General features: G+C 54.9%; 12 protein-coding genes and 1 pseudogene. 7 read left to right on the top strand and 6 right to left on the bottom strand.

All coding sequences use genetic code 11. The annotated features are described in order from the left end of the window. Positions 1-622 precede the first annotated feature (622 nt). Entirely contained in the window at positions 623-1,153 is a 531-nt protein-coding gene (locus tag HYG81_RS40650) for a hypothetical protein (RefSeq protein ID WP_226778253.1), read from the bottom strand. Between the two features lie 138 nt (positions 1,154-1,291). Here HYG81_RS40650 and HYG81_RS40645 point away from each other — a divergent pair, with 138 nt between their 5' ends. After that, positions 1,292-2,362, top strand: a complete 1,071-nt coding sequence (locus HYG81_RS40645; RefSeq protein WP_226778252.1) for a YihY/virulence factor BrkB family protein — start codon at positions 1,292-1,294, stop codon at positions 2,360-2,362. 216 nt (positions 2,363-2,578) lie between these two features. Here the strand turns inward: HYG81_RS40645 and HYG81_RS40640 are convergent, their stop codons facing one another. After that, positions 2,579-2,890 (bottom strand): MTH1187 family thiamine-binding protein, encoded by a 312-nt coding sequence (locus HYG81_RS40640; protein ID WP_226778251.1) that lies wholly within the window; start codon positions 2,888-2,890, stop codon positions 2,579-2,581. 291 nt (positions 2,891-3,181) lie between these two features. Between HYG81_RS40640 and HYG81_RS40635 the strand changes: the two genes are divergently transcribed. Beyond that, positions 3,182-4,783, top strand: a complete 1,602-nt coding sequence (locus HYG81_RS40635) for a hypothetical protein (protein ID WP_226778250.1) — start codon at positions 3,182-3,184, stop codon at positions 4,781-4,783. A gap of 487 nt (positions 4,784-5,270) precedes the next feature. Further along, on the top strand, positions 5,271-6,434 hold the full coding sequence (locus tag HYG81_RS40630; RefSeq protein ID WP_226778249.1) for a M14 family zinc carboxypeptidase: 1,164 nt from the start codon (positions 5,271-5,273) through the stop codon (positions 6,432-6,434). Between the two features lie 213 nt (positions 6,435-6,647). Here the strand turns inward: HYG81_RS40630 and HYG81_RS40625 are convergent, their stop codons facing one another. The 3 genes from HYG81_RS40625 to HYG81_RS40615 form a co-directional block, all read right to left on the bottom strand. Beyond that, entirely contained in the window at positions 6,648-7,034 is a 387-nt protein-coding gene (locus HYG81_RS40625; RefSeq protein ID WP_226778248.1) for a PIN domain-containing protein, read from the bottom strand. After that, positions 7,031-7,405: an HTH domain-containing protein gene (locus tag HYG81_RS40620; protein WP_226778247.1), complete on the bottom strand. Its 375-nt coding sequence runs from the start codon at positions 7,403-7,405 to the stop codon at positions 7,031-7,033. Before HYG81_RS40620 ends, HYG81_RS40625 begins: the two co-directional genes overlap by 4 nt. Before the next feature lie 525 nt (positions 7,406-7,930). Beyond that, on the bottom strand, positions 7,931-8,803 hold the full coding sequence (locus HYG81_RS40615) for a M14 family zinc carboxypeptidase (RefSeq protein WP_226778246.1): 873 nt from the start codon (positions 8,801-8,803) through the stop codon (positions 7,931-7,933). Between the two features lie 1,248 nt (positions 8,804-10,051). Here HYG81_RS40615 and HYG81_RS40610 point away from each other — a divergent pair. Both HYG81_RS40610 and HYG81_RS40605 read left to right on the top strand, forming a co-directional pair. After that, complete coding sequence (locus HYG81_RS40610; protein WP_226778245.1) at positions 10,052-10,384, top strand: hypothetical protein; 333 nt, start codon at positions 10,052-10,054, stop codon at positions 10,382-10,384. Positions 10,385-10,536: 152 nt separating this feature from the next. After that, a complete protein-coding gene (locus tag HYG81_RS40605; RefSeq protein ID WP_226778244.1) occupies positions 10,537-11,625 on the top strand; it encodes a TrmB family transcriptional regulator in 1,089 nt (362 codons plus the stop codon). Here the strand turns inward: HYG81_RS40605 and HYG81_RS40600 are convergent. Then, on the bottom strand, positions 11,622-12,833 hold the full coding sequence (locus tag HYG81_RS40600) for an MFS transporter (RefSeq protein ID WP_226778243.1): 1,212 nt from the start codon (positions 12,831-12,833) through the stop codon (positions 11,622-11,624). The two genes, HYG81_RS40605 and HYG81_RS40600, sit on opposite strands and share 4 nt — an antisense overlap. A gap of 1,215 nt (positions 12,834-14,048) precedes the next feature. Here HYG81_RS40600 and HYG81_RS40595 point away from each other — a divergent pair. Next, a pseudogene (locus HYG81_RS40595) lies at positions 14,049-14,488 on the top strand (response regulator). Positions 14,489-14,698: 210 nt separating this feature from the next. Beyond that, the gene (locus tag HYG81_RS40590; protein WP_226778242.1) at positions 14,699-15,400 is read left to right on the top strand and encodes a TVP38/TMEM64 family protein; all 702 of its coding nucleotides are present in this window, start codon (positions 14,699-14,701) and stop codon (positions 15,398-15,400) included. Positions 15,401-15,581: the final 181 nt, after the last annotated feature.

Here is a 15,581-nt window from a genome sequence, read left to right as displayed (position 1 = left end):
TTTTGTGATGCGAGAAATCTCCGATTTCTCAGCAACCCGCAGCAAAAAGGTACGTTTGCACGTATAGTGTCCAGTAGTTTCACGTGATCTGATGTCTGAAGAAGGAGACTTTAACAGAGCCCTAAATCCAGAATAGGTCTCTCGACGGAGATTATCCATTGTCACGGTGATACGTATTGATAGTAACCCACATGACCTGCAACAGGCTAGTCCAGACGGCGGTGCTCGCCGGCCAGCGGTGGTCTTGACTGACAATGGAGTGAGGCTGCGCCAGTCGGCTGGCCCACCTGACCGCCGGCCGAGGAGACAGCACACTCGTAGTCGAGCATCGACCGCCCACCGCTTGAGTCCACACTCCGTTCGAACAGCAGTGACCGCCCCAGACCGGGCGACTCGATCGGGCAAGGCCTTCGTAACCACGGCCGTAGTGAATCGTCATGCGGCGTTGACTTGCCTCGTCCACGACACGCTTGCTGTTGGAGACGCCACACAGCAGATAATTTCACAGAACTCTCGAGAAGCCGAATGATCCTCACTGAGTAGCGTCCAAATGTGGGGAGCTGACTGGAGAGAACTGATTCCGAGCGAGTTCAGAATACCGAACCGTCAGACAGGGCAGTGTCTAGACGTTTTTCCACCCTTCGAACATGGTCGTCGTATACGTTTGTGAGTGGGCTTGATCCGGCTGAACCTCTGTCCTATATTGTCGCGTTGCCGCTACTTGTCCGACGGCGTTTGAGTGCCTGAACAGCGTTATTGCCATTTCGTCGTTGCGTGTATCCCAGCTCGCTTCATCACCAATGTTGTAATCAACCGGACAGACCGCTTCATCCTCAATGCTGTAATCTCGAGTACTCGACTTCGAGTCCTCGAAAGTGTCCTGAGCTGCAGTTTCGTCTGCTTCGATCTCGACGAGTGGGAGCACGGTGATTGTTTCATCCTCGTTCAGGAACGCAGCATCAAAATCGTCGCTGACTTCGTCATCACGTGTCCAACCGTCGGGGAAGTCATCGATCGAGAGGAGCATCGCTTCGTGGTCGTCTTCGTGATATTGTGGCTCAGTATCGCCACTGCTGGTATTACTGCCGGAACAGCCAGCAAGAGCGGTCGCCACTGTAACCCCTGAACCAAGCAGTAGCTCTCTTCGATTCATATACTGTGTGAACGTGTCCTCTCTGATAATACTGTTCACTACGTGAATTACCCTATCCTACTCGCTCACGGCTGACGCTGTTCGCTCGTAGACTGTGTCAGGCCCATCGACTAATTGTCCGGACGAAATACGGAAACCATGAATACCGAGTCGGCTGTGTCGCAGGCGAAGGCAGTCAAGACCGTTTTCAGCGAGAAGAACATCACCTTCCTTGCCGGGAGTATCGCCTACAGCGCGTTCATCTCGCTCGTTCCGCTGGTCTTGTTCTTCCTCCTCGCGGTATCGTTCGTCGATCCCGGACTGCAGCAGCGGGTCATCGAGCTCGCTACCAGCAACGTCTCTCAGTCGGTCGGCGGGGTTATCGAGGTGATGATCGAACAACAGTCGGGCGCCGGCGCCGGATCGACCGTCGGCGCGTCCATCATCGGGATTCTCACGCTCGTCTGGGGGGCGCTCAAGGTGTTCCGCGGGATCGACACCGCCTTCTCGGAGATCTACGAGACGACCACGCAGGAGTCGTTCGTCGGCCAGATCAAAAACGGTCTGCTGATGCTTATCACACTCACGCTGGGGATCGTCGCGATGGTCGTCGCCACCAGCGTGGTCGCGTTCTTCTCGTTTGTCCCGTTCATCGAGTTTGCGGTCCCCCTGCTGCTCGTTGCCGGGCTCGTTATCGCGTTCTTCCCGATGTACTACCTGTTCCCAGAGATCGACGTCAAGCCACGGGACGTGCTCCCAGGGACGATTGTCGGGGCCGTCGGCTGGGCGGTCCTGCAGGTGTTGTTCCAGGTGTATGCATCCCTGAGTGGAGGTGGGGGAAATCTTATCGCGAGCATCATCCTATTAGTCACCTGGCTGTATTTCAGCGGCGTCATCCTGCTGCTGGGCGCGGTGGTCAACGCGGTCGTCATCGGTCGTGCCAGCGAGGTTGTCGAGACGCGGATCGAGCCCTCGGTGCTGGATAAAGACATGAGCCGCGACGAGGTGGCGGCGTACCTCTCTCAGCTCCGCAAGGATCTTACCGACCACTCCGAGGGGACGTCTCTAACGAACGCCGAGGGAATGGATCCGATGAACGAGAACACCGTCGCCGAGCGCAACTCGCCACAGGAGCCCATCTCCGTAACCGAGGGGACTCGAGAGGATGAGGACGGGGTGACCCATGAGGTGCGCCTGCGATGGCGCTCGGGCAGCAATCGCGGAGATTGACAGAGAATTCAGTCAGGTCGCCCTTGAGTTATAGGAGCAATGGACTCATATCGACGACGCCCACTGGACGACGGGCCGTCTCAGGATCGCTTCTGCTGCTCCCGTAGAGAGTGACTCACGCGGGGAGCTATCGACTGCTCGAGGCAGAGACGCACGGGAGCGACCGTGTCTGTGGCTCTACTATGGTGCCGCGATCCGCTGTCTCGGTGGCACCACTCACCGCTCGCGTTTCGGCTCGCGACCGAGGGTACTGGCGACCGATTCGATACGATCGGTGGCGTCTTGGTCACGATTGGTGTAATCGTCAATCTCGAGCGATGTGATGATCCGATCGCTTTCGACCGCGGTATGGGCCGCCTGGACGGCCTCAAACACTTCGTCGACATCGTCGGCTTCGATGATGGTATCCGTCGCGGTCAGTTCATACGCGATATCGAACTCGTCGAGCGCGTCGACCGCCTGGGCAATATCGTCGGAGAGGCTCCCGTCATGGATCGGAATCACCTCGAATCTGGCAATCACTGTCATGAAACTCACCTGTATTCGCTGTCGTGGGTGCGATCGCCCACTACCGGGAGGGGATGTGTGAACAAAGAACATAGTACTTCGGGCTGCAGTCGCACCCGTCCAGCGGAACCCACACGCGGACACAGCGGCCGTCTTGGTGAGCGGTGGTCCCACGTCCCGGACGCCACCGCGACTGCCCGGGACGGGAAGCCCCGCTGTTCACAGCGGGGAGGATGCACAGAACGATTATAAAATAATACATACACACAACATTTCCGCCAATATTATTAATAAGCTCTCAAAAATATCAGTATGGATAGACGATCGGTCTTAGCGGGTACTGGAATCATATTCTCTACTACACTCGCTGGCTGTTCCGGGGTTGAGGACGAGCCTGAAGAGGGAACTAGTGGTGACATCGAAGATGAGGATCAAGACGAAAACGATGGCCTGAATGGGAACAACAATACTAACGATACCGATCAAGAGGAATACGAAATCCAGGGCGAAGAGGAGCAGGAAAAGCAGGATCAAGATCAGGACGACACTGAAGACGATGAGGACGCCGAACCAGAAGAGCAACCAGATGTAATCCTTCCTGATAAAGCAGAAGAGCATCTGGACGTTCTCAATCACGCACTCGACTCGGACGGGGCCGGGTGTGAGTTTGCCGCGGAACTCGAACGAATCAGCAGCGACGACGAGTACCACGTCTCCTTTGAGACGAAGGTAACGCTCTATTCTGACGGCGGTGAGACGATCGCAGAAAAATCTGGACCAAGTGTTGAGAGGGGCGAGCTCGGTGAGGACGAGAATCGATTCTACACGGTCAGTTTCAATGACTGCGAAGGGACTGACCAATATACGCTCGAGGTCGTGAATTTTAGTGCTATCATCTCTGCCGACGCGATAGAGGCTGACGTCGACATCCATCCCGAACTCGAGGACAAGATCGAAGTCGACCACGGGTTCAACTGGGTGGACGAACCTGGAAGCGGCCAGTGTCGGGTCACTATCGGTGTCACAAACGTCACTCACGATTACGTCGTCAGTGCGACCGTGAATAGCGATGATCTCGACCGTGGGTTCACTAACCTTGAGCCAGGCGAATCAGATGAAAAGGAAATTGAGGGATCCTGTACCGAGGACGTCGAGAGTTATCTCGTTCAGATTGGGACGTCGGACTATGAGATCGAAGAAGCTGAACTGGTCAACGACCACAACGAGGAGATCGATGCAGAGGGGGAAGTAACACTCTCCGAGAAAGCTGCAGAGCATCTGGAGGTTCAGGATCACGCACTCATACGGAATGGGTCGGACGAGTGTGAGGCCCGCATAGAGGTCGAGAAAACCACTGCCGAAACGTACCTCCTCTCCTTCGGAGCTGAGGTGAGTGTCTATTCGGATGATGGGGAAGAAATTACGGGGATAGGTACCCCTGGCGGACCGGGTACAGGCAGAGAGCGTATTGAAAAAGGGGAGAGCCGAATCTACTCGAGTATGAGCTTAGAAAACTGTGAGGGGGCAGCCGAGTATGAAATTGATGTTCGGCGTGTTAGCGTTTCCGTCCCGATCGATGAACTTGAGCCTGACTTTGATCTGGACCCTGAGCTCGAAGGGAAACTTGAAGTGATAGATTCCTCGATCTCCTTCGAGCTCGGTGGTACTGAGTATGCGCCAGTCTATGACAACGAATACAGTAGCAGGTCCGCGACAGTGAAGAACGTTACTGCGGACTATCGGCTCACTGTGAGAGGACCGGACGGTGAGCATCGGATGAAGACTGTCGACCTCGAACCGGGCGACACAGCTGACTTTGCACTTACAGGATGGAAGCGCTCGGTTTCTGTTGGTGACCTCACGTATGGTTTCGAGATTCATGCAGAAGACGTCGAAGAGATCGGTGGTTCGTAGCGCAACTCCTCTCTAGTTTCGAAGAGAGAAGCCAACAGTGGGTTGGACAGAAAACTCACCGTAGCGGTCCCGGCCAACAGTGACGAACTCGCTCGAGAACTGCGAAAAGTGCGGGTACGAGGTGAACGCGGACTACAACGCGGTCGTCGGATTACATCCGACAGGCAGCAAAGTCGCTACGTGACTTTGCGACGGCAAAAAAATCGGGCTACGATACGCCCGGAAGCGCCTGCTACGAATCGTGAGGTGTTGAGTCTGCAACCGAGGCAGCCGTCATGCTCCTGCGCATCGATGACGTTATCGCAGCTGGCGATCTCAAGGGTGGCCAGGTTGACGCTGACGATGACGCGGGCGCTCCTCCTCCTGTTGAGATTCTGGCGATGCAACGATACGCGCCCATACAAGAGTGAAGGGTCGGCGAAACTCCTGCAATCCATACCTGTAAGAAATACTTATTAGTAATGGTGTTATAGAAGTTAATCGGATAATGAGACGGCGTAACATGCTCAAAACTCTCGGTGGTATCGCAGGAGTAGGAACTCTCGGAACGGGTATCGTCAGTGCTGACAATTGTCAGGGGGGTTTTATAAAACCGGGTGGGCCGTTCCCCCCAGAAACAGCAAATATCAATTACAATTCATTCACGACCAATGAGAAACTCTATCAGACACTCGAAAAACTCGACACCCAGAGTAACCTCGAGTATGAATCCATCGGCGAGACGTGGGAGGGACGCCCTATCCCCTACGTGCGTATCGACGGTGGTGAGACCGATGTCTTCTACGTGACCCAGCAGCATGGCGATGAGCAACACACGACGGAGGCCGCCCTACAACTCCTTCAGAAGTTCGCTGCTGGAGGGCGTCAAGTCGACGAAATCCTAGATGAGGTAACGCTCCACGTCATTCCACGCCACAACCCCGATGGCTGGGCGCCGGCGGACGACAACGAGACACCGCAGCGGGAAAACAGGCGGCCAGAGGACGTGTGTCACGACGGTCCATACTTCGGACAAAATCAGTGTGGCTCAGTCGATCCAAACCGGCAACACTATTTCGGCATTGATCCGGATATCCTTGCCGAGGCTGATGGCATCGATCCCGACCAGATCCCAGACGAGAACCCCTCGCCCGAAACCCAGGCGATGCTCGACAAGGCTGATGAGGTTGACGCTGACATCGTTTGTGACTGGCATCATCAGTTCACCCTTCGGAATGATGATTGCGAACTGATCAATGCATCGACCAGATGGCCACTTAATGAGGCAGCACCCGAAGCGGCAGTAAACCTCTCTCGGCAGATCGCTGCGCATGCTTACCAAGAGACGAAGGATCTCGGACACACAACTTGGGACACCTACCCTGGCGGGACCACCGCCAATATCGCTCGAAACGCCCACGGCGTTCTGGGTCGCGGGAGTGTTCTCTTCGAGTTCCGTGGACAGGCGAGCGATCTTGGGAACGCGGCAAATGGGAGGCTCGTGACTGTCATCAACACGATTATGAACGAAGTCCTTGATGGAATCGCGTCTGGTGACCTGTATGAGGTCGATCCCGCCGCCGCTGACGATATTCCACCTCGTGGGGATTACTTCTGGAAGGAACTCCCGCGAGAGGAGTGGAACCCGGAACATGAGGCATACGCAGAGTAATACAAGTCAAATAAATTATAGCAGTTGGCATATCTCTCACCGTTTCTGAGAACCCGACCGTCTCTGTGAAGCAGGAGGTTGCAATGAATTCTGAAGTCTTCCTCAGGTAGTGCCATAGCTTCGGTGGGATCGTCACATCGACCACACCGGAATTTCGTTGTAACGCCGTTCTCCTCAAGTTCGTTCACCCACTGGTTCATTTCGCCCTGATGATCACCGAGGGTTATAGACGTCGATGCCAGAGACCCGAGAAAAGTGCTTATCGGTGGCGATGAGTTCGGACTCGAGGGCGCGAGCCACACCGACAATCAGTGTGTCTGGTGCCGGGATAGGCTCGCCCTGGTCGAGCAACCCTGATCGGACCTCGGCCGCTTCGCGAGCCGCGTCGTCATCGAACGCAATAGGGTCGGCCCACTCGAGGGCGTCGGTGACTGTGCTAATCGTTTCGACGTCGTTTGATCGGAGCGCCCCAGCGTACAACTCGTACAGTGTGATCGTCGAGACGACGTACTGGGACTGCGGATTCGCCTCGAGATACTCGATTGTGTATGGCTGCTCGTTGAGATAATCGACGAGAAAGCTCGTCTCGAGAACCTTCATGCGTCGTCGTCAGCGAACAGTTCGCGCTCACTCTCACGAAAGTCACGGTCGAGTTCGTCGCCGACCGCTTCGACCTCATCGGCGAAGTTGCTGCCGGCGAGGGCACCATATCCTGCCTCGAAGTCCGGGGTGTCCTCAGCGTCCTTGTCGCTTGAGGGCCACCACACAACGGCACGTCCGCCGACTTTCTTGCGCGTGATAGCCCCCTGCTCCTCGAGCTCATTGAGGCGCTTCTGGACTGTCCGGCGAGTGCAGCCGAGATGCTCGGCAATCTCTGGTGCGGTAAGCGGCTCGGCGGTGTCATCGCGCTCGGCAAATACATTGAGTACGTCGTCGGTGGTGACCTCTGGGGCTGGACCTGGTTTGCTCATACAGGACCGTACGCACGTGAGTACCAAAAGTGTTCCTACGTGAGTCGGTTTATGCCAGGATCGCGGCTGATGGTCTCCATGCATACCGTTATTTCTGCACTCACGTAAGACCGGTTAGAGACAGACCCGCTTCTCAGGAAATTCTGAATCGACCGTCGGGGCTCCATGGCATACTTTACGCTCCAGGTATTTCAGCGAGATTCTCATGGAGTCACGCTCTTTCAGTGCTATCGACGTCCTCGAGGTCGTCGCAGGAGACGTTTCCCCAAGCGAAGACGACGCGGCCGAGTCGACCGATGATCGAGAATCGCAAGACGGCAGAGGTAAAAATCCCCAGCAGAAATTTCACCTCTCTCTGGCAAGTCGGCCGACGGTTGCAAGGAGTGGATCGTGACTGTCGCCGAGCAGTTCAATGACCTTTCGAAGAAAGCAGTGACCGAGTCGGTGATCGCGAACAAGACCATCCGAATCGACGGGAGTAACATCAGAACCTCGGGAAGCCCGTCCTTTAGCACGGGGAGGAAGTCACTCGTGGGGCGGTTGATCCCACGCGAATTTCCATGCTGTTCTTGCCGGACGGTCCGGAATATTGTCGGCTCTGTCCGGGTCTCGATCGAAGAGGACGTCGTCAACGGTGTCCTCAAGCATGACTTCTATTTGCTTTCGGCATTGATTGATCATTTGCCCGGACAGTGCCGGGTGTTCGTGGGTTGCAGTCATCTCCATTAGGACGCTACCATAACCTCGGATTCCGTACGCGTTTCGAGCAATTTCTGCACCTGTTCCGCCAGGATATCTTGAAAGTTGTGCGTTTGCGTAGCCATCTACTTGGTCCCACATTGCTACATTCAGTTGCCGTGAGAGTTCAACAGCCTCCGGATCCGCCTCTGGGTTGGTTGGCCAGTAGATAGACGATGTGTAATAATGTCCGGGATTGTCCTTTTCACCGGAGAAAGCCCCGCCTTGACAATGAATATCTGTGACCCATAAAGGGTTCAAATCCGTAACATAGTCGATCATCGCTTGGGCCTCTGGCGAGGGATTGTTGGTGGCCCCTACTGGGTAGTGATGCTGGCGATTCATGTCGATCCCCTCGGCGTTTCCACGTTGATTCCGCATTGCGCCATCAGGGTTAGCCTGGGGCAGAATATGGACAGTCAGTTCATTGCGCACCTTTTCGGCGTACTCTTTACCACTCGTCGCTAGATGCTGCAGTTCCTCGACCATTGCGTTCGTTCCATGTGGCTCGCCACCGTGCTGCTCGGTCACGATGAAGATATCGGTATCACCGCTCCCGACTGTTGTAACCACGAGTTCGCGACCTTCGATGCTCTCGCCAATTTCTTCAAGTGTAACGTTCGCTCTAGCTCGCTGTTGGATGTTATCCAACTGGTCCATGAGCTCAGGGTGTGAAAACCACCGTTGTGATCGTTTCTCTTCTCGCGGCCACGTTTCGTCTGCACTTACTATACTCGTTCCAAAGGTACCTATACCTGCCATTCCACTGATCAATTTGAGTGTGTTACGTCGTTTCATACAACAATGTGTTAACCAATCATCTTATAGTTAAATCTATTTGTTTTCTTTATATGTATTTCAACCACATGTTTCCCGTCGATGGGATGGGTTATCTCACTGCTCTTGTTCGAACTCAGCTTAATGGCCACCTTGACTACTCCGAACGTAATATCGTCGAAAAGTTTCCCAGACCTGTACGAGGAGGATAGAACAATTTCACGAACTCCGAATTCGGTCTCGTCTTGATCGTCGTCGCGATTGTCGGTCGTGCTTTCGACGGCGGAAAATTAACGAGAATCACGGCGCGTATCCCCGCCCTAAAGGGCGAAGCTTTGCGCCTGTTTCAACGTAAACGGCCGAAGGGGGACGGCCGCAGCCTCTTGTCACTAGCAGGGAGTCACGGATGTGTTTGTCTAACAAGCCCCTGCACTCATACAGTGAGTCCCGCTATCAATAAACACTGGTCAACCGGCAACAGAGTTCCAGAAATAGGAGAACCTGGTTTCTCGAGCGGAATCCATCGTATCGAAGGGGTGGGGTGACGGCAGGGGTGGCAGGACAATGCGTGGGGGCTTTCCGTCTGATGGGTCCCTGCCGCATTACCATTCATTATCACCAGTGGTGATAAAGCTATGCCCCTAACAAGTCAGGTGTGGGCAGAACGGTGTTCCTCGAGTGGTCGATAGCACTGAAAGCTACGTCGAGTTAGGGAATCCGAGGTAGCTTTCGCGGTGGCGTGTCACGGAGCAGGGGGAGGGATGTTTGAGACGCGATGCAGTGTCTCCCCCCGCAGGCCAACTTTGACGCTGTGAATCACAATAGTCCCGGGACCTGTCTCTGCCAGCCTCGAGCGGTTGTGGCCTCCCATTCGAGAGGTGAGCCTGTAGCTCAAATCAGACTCTCGGCCAGCTCGTCGACGTACTTTTTCCGTTCCGCCTCGAGCCGCTCGAGTAACACGCGGTGGAGTGTCCGGAGGACGTCGTCTGGAAGTGCAAGTGCCACCGTCTGTGGGGTTGGTCAGGCATAGGTCTCTCGACGGAGACTGCCGATTACGACCACAATACGACAATGTACTAAGACCACAAGATATTCAACACATTGTGAGGTTGATACCATAGGCACACTACAATGAGGGGATTATTCAATAGGGGGGCGACCAGTGAAAACGAAACAACCGAAGTCATCGATGCTGGTGAGCTTACGTTCGATGAAGATGGACTCGAGACACCAGCGGAGTTCATCGGATACGAAGGAAGTCTCGTTGTGAAACTGCCGTCACATCTCAAACTGGTGACTGATATTGGAGGAATCGATGAAAACACAAGACTCGCGAATACCTTTCCGAATGTTCCCGATTTCGTGACGCGGCCGTATTGTCCAACCGGATACGTTCAGATCTATCCGGAAGGCGAACAACCGCGTCAATACCGTGTTCTCGATACGCGAAACGGGGATGAGTGAGACGATCACATACCTCCGATTCGATTGGACTGGGTTTCGCGAGATGCTTCTTATTCGACGAATCGCCCATTGATGGGCGTGGGAAGCCCCGCGTGTAGGCCGGGGAGGATGTCACCAAGAGTTAGGCGACTGGACAACGGAATGCAGCGTGAATGGAGTCAGATGAGCTTCGCACAATATTGCAAAAAGCTGAGTTTTCGCCATACGAGGCTGACGCGTACGTCATGCTATTGGAGATGGGACCGTCGTCAGCGAGTGAACTCGCGACGGCCAGCACTGTGCCACGGGCGCGTATTTACGACGTTCTGCGATCCCTCGAGGACGAGGGCTACGTGACGCTCTACGATCAGGATACCCTCACCGCTCATCCCGTCGATCCAAGCGACGCGCTCTCCTCACTTCGGTCGACCGTCAGTCGGTTCGAGAACGCGATTACCGCCATCGAGGATCGCTATGAAGCCCCCGACGAAATAGAGGGCGAGGTAAGTGTCGTTCGACGATTTCGCACCGTCTTCGATCACGCCCGAACGGTCATCTCGGACGCCGAGAACCACCTGCAGCTCGCTGCGACGTACACACAGGTCGAGCGTCTCCGCTCCATGCTTCGAGCGGCCTACGAGCGCGACGTCCGAATCCATCTATCCCTGTTCGTTCCGCCCGATGAGACACCGCCGGCTCCCGCGGAGCTTCAGGGGCTCTGTCACGAGGTTCGGCGACGGACACTCCCTGGTCCGTTTCTCCTATTGGCGGACCGTCAGCAAGCGTGTTACTCGACTCGCGGCCGTCAAACGAACGAATACGGTGTCCTCGTCGACGACTACGCGACAGCCTACGTTTTCCACTGGTACTTCCTCACTCGGCTCCGTGAGGTCTACGACATTATATACGATGCTCGCAGTTCTGACGCCCCGTTCACGTTCGTCGAAATAACCGACTGCGTACGTGGCATCGAACCCGCGCTCGATGCCGGCGCGACGATCCGGGGCCACGTAATCGGGACGTCGAGAGCGGACGGACAGCGAGTCTCACTTTCCGGTGAGTTCGTCGCCGTCGAGTACACGGGTGCACGCGACGAGACACCGGCGACGCTGCTCGAACTCGCAGCGAAGGCCACCGTCGTCTTCGAAGCCAACGGTACCCAATACACCGTCGGGGGGCCTGGTGCGGCAATCGAGGATATCGCGGCCGACCGCATCAACATCGAAGCGCTCTCCGAGCCGATGGATATCCGTCCCTCCTAGTCCGAGCTGACTGCTGAGGCTGTGTTGCCTCTCGTGGGGAGTGTGAACGTCAGTGTCGCGATGACGGCGGCGACGCCGATTGCCGGGAGGAAGGCGACTCGGAGTGAGGTGGCATCCGCTAGTAGTCCGATTGCGACTGGGCCGGCCGCGAAGCCAGCGTAGCTCGAGGTCGAGACGGCAGCGACGGCTGATTCCGGTGACCGGTTGAGGTCGGCCTGGCCGACGAGACTGATATTGACTGGGGCAACGCCACCGATCCCAAAGCCGAGGATCCCGAAGCCGAAAAGCGTGACGGGTGGGATCGGGACGAGCGTAACGATGACTCCAAGGGCGGCGATAGCTGCCGTCAGCTGAATGAATCGCCGAGGACCGACCATATCGACGGCACGGTCGGCGGCGAACCGACCGAGCGTCATCGCCAGCGCGAACGCGGCGAATCCGAGTGCTGCGACCGCTGGGCGTGCACCGGCTGCCCCCTTCAAGAAGACGGCACTCCAGTCGTTTGCGATCCCTTCGATAAGCAGCGCGCAGAACCCGATGAGGCAGAACCCGAGTATCTCTCTGGAAGGAAGTGCGAGTTCGGTATTCGTGTCCTCGATCTCATCTTCTTCTGGGGGGAGGAGCCATACGCTTGCCGTGAGACCGATACTGAGGAACGTGGCAGCGAGGATAAGAAAGTGAACCTGTGGTGATAGTCCGAGGCTAGTGAAGAGAGCACCGATGAGCGAACCGAGTAGTGCACCGGCGCTGTAGAGCGCATGGAAGCCACCCATAATCTGTCGGGGATAGGCCTGTTCGATGTGAAGCGCTTGCGTGTTTGCAGCGACGTCGAGGAGACCCTTTCCGAATCCGAATCCGACCAGAGTGATGAGGAGGGTAGACAGGCCTCCCGAGAAGGAGATGACTGGGAGGAGAAGACAGTAGGTGATGATCGCGAGGCGGACAACCGCCTTGGCACTGTAGCGGGCGACGAGGGCACTGCTGGCGATAAGGCCGAGAATGCTTCCAACAGCGAGTCCAAGCAGCGCGATACTGATGTCCGTCTTCGTGAGGTGGAAGAGTGTCTCGATGGCTGGGATGCGGACCGCCCACGTCGCGAAGATAGCACCGAGGATGACGAACGCAATACTGTTCGCGACGCGTGCTGTCCGGACTTCACGTGGGATGCTTTCAGAGGAGTGGAAAATATTCGACAGTCGGTTGTTCACAGCAAGAACGGAACAATCTGCTCGCATATAACAGTTCTTTGATATAGTTACAACAGGTGTTGTAGCAACCGTGGACTCCGAGCATGTAGCAGAGATCGCGTTACTAGCGTAGTGCTTTCCGAGAGTGGCTCTGTTGAGATCCTTGAGAAATCATAATTTTGACTAGTAGGTCAACCGAATACAGACTCTTCCAAAGTCGTAGTTACTTGCGTTCAGGCCGAGACAGATGTTCTCCGCCCTGTTCACATAAAAGAGCTCTAATAGTAGATAGTAGCGCAGTTTCTTTATTCAGAACTATCACTAAAACTGAATCGGGTGATTCGGTAACTACAGCTGCGAACGTTCCATCACTATACCTTATTTCCATTGACAAGAAACAGTTAACCCGGATAATCACAAAAAGCACTGTAGAGATGGCTACGGAAGATGAGAAACAGCGGGCAGCAGCAGTGTGTGAAAACTGTGGGACTGCTCATGCAGTGCGTCTCGGGCCTGACAGTGAAATACGGCCAATTGGGGGTGGACAGGCTGATACTTGCACATGTGGCGATGGCGATCTCCGCATCCTCAGCAACGATGGGTCTGTTCTTGAAGATGTAAATATGTAGACCCAAAAGTAGACGAGTGCATTAGTAACTATATCTCCTGTACTGACCGCTAAGCACAATTGACTGTCCGGTTCTGTTTGTGATCTCGGACGCAGCGTTTTCGGTAACTACAGCTGCGAACAGCACTTCACCAACGGCCAGAGAAATATAGTATTCCGGTAAAGGCGATAGTGACTAATATTCAGTAACCCACCTCTGGTTACAGTCGGTACATTCGAGTTCAACTTCACCTCCTGGTTCAAGTAAGGTGCTGAAGTTGTCCTTCCCGCAGCTTGGGCACTTGGCACTCTCCACACATTATTTCTCCATCTTCACTATTAAAGATTCTCACGCTGTAAAAGAAATCTGTGAGGAAATGGGTGACAAACCAATCCATAGTGTGCCAGAATCACAGTCCGTTTCGTCGAATATAGTACCAAACGGGAGACCCGGGAATTTTGAACTAAACGAACCATGGTAGCTATAGCAGCCGTATCATCTGTACTGAACAGTGACTACGTGTGCTCACTGAGTACTGATTGCAGCAATAGCCGATGCTGAAGGCTTGAAAGTCTGTTTACAAGACAGCCCACGAAGTCTTATACATAGTCACACACATTGTCACACTATGAGTGTCGAGTCATCGGAGGCGGTAATACTACTAGTAGAAGACAACCCCGGTGATATTCGTCTTATTGAAGAAGCCTTCTCGGACGGCAACATCGGAAATACACTCAACATCGTCAACGATGGCCAAGCCGCACTTGCTTCATCTATCAACGCGGAGAGTACGAGAATGCTCGTCGACCGGACATTGTACTGCTTGACCTGAATCTTCCGAAAGTGGACGGTGAAGACGTTCTACACGAAATTAAACAACACCCTGAACTGGATGATACTCTGGTGATTGTCCTGACCGGACTGGATGATGACCTGATTGAATCCCGTGACCTTGATGATGACGCAGATGAAGACGCGGTCCTCGAAAAACCGGTTGACCCCGGCGAGTTTGTTGAGGTAATTCGGTCGTTCGAACAGTTCCGATTAGCAATTATACAAGAGGATTGACGAGTACCAGTCCTACGGTAACTCCTTCACCTGTACTGACCGGCAACTACAGATGCGGACTTAGCGTGGCCCTTTCTGCCAGCTATCGGTTATACTGGTAGAACAGTGCCGAACAGAGAACGCGTATGAAGCAGGTCAGTCAAACGAGTCAAAGCATTGGTGCTCCGGGGTTGAAGGAATAATACTCAAGCCCATACGGTCCGACTTGAGATGCAGGTATTCTCGTCGGCTGATGCTCGGAAGCGTGGGATCCTCGTTACCGTTCTCTTGTTGGCTGTGTTTGTTCTCCTCTACCTATCACTTCGACGATACGCACCGTTCATTTTCCATCCTGACGAACTCCAAACGTGGATAGACCAATTCGGCGTTCTCGCACCGGCCGCCTTCATGTTCGTCCAGATCAGTCAGGTGGTTGTCGCGCCAGTCCCGGGGCAGGTTGTTGCGCTCGTCGCCGGCTACCTCTTCGGTTCGGTGGCCGGCACGGTCTACAGCATCACCGGCGTTCTCATCGGGAGTGTAATCGCGTTCTTGCTCGCAGACCGATACGGTCGTACATTCGTCGAAGACATACTCCACGAGGACGTCGTAGCTCGCTTTGACGAGTTCGTTGATCGGGTCGGATTTCCGGGCCTCGTCGCGTTCGTCCTCATCCCTGGGCTTCCGGACGACGCTATTTGCTTTCTCGCCGGACTCACTAAGTGGAAGCTCCGAACGTTCATGGTCGCCATCACCGTCGGACGCCTCCCGGCGTACGTTCTCACCGTCTACGCCGGCGGCGAACTGGCAAGCGGTGAGTTCACCGAAGGGGCGGTAATTATCGGGACCGTGATCGTCGCCTCGGCTGTCGGTTACTACAAACGCGAAGCGATACGGGACTTGGTAGGCAGCCTGCGGGAGCGCACTTCGTCCTGATTTTCGTGTTCCTGAAAAGAGCTACCGCCCGACTACTCGATAAGGCTGCTGCTCAGCGTCTGTCCGTGTGAACTCGGCCACTGTATCTCCACATTATGACTGCGTGGTAGATTGCAACCCATAGTGCTACATCGTTCAACTGTACCGAGCGGCCACTACAGATGCAGACGTACCTTTTTCT

Source organism: Natrinema zhouii, from assembly GCF_013456555.2.
GTDB lineage: Archaea > Halobacteriota > Halobacteria > Halobacteriales > Natrialbaceae > Natrinema > Natrinema zhouii.
Note: the sequence above shows the minus strand (reverse complement) of the source record. Positions and strands in the feature narration are given on the sequence as shown.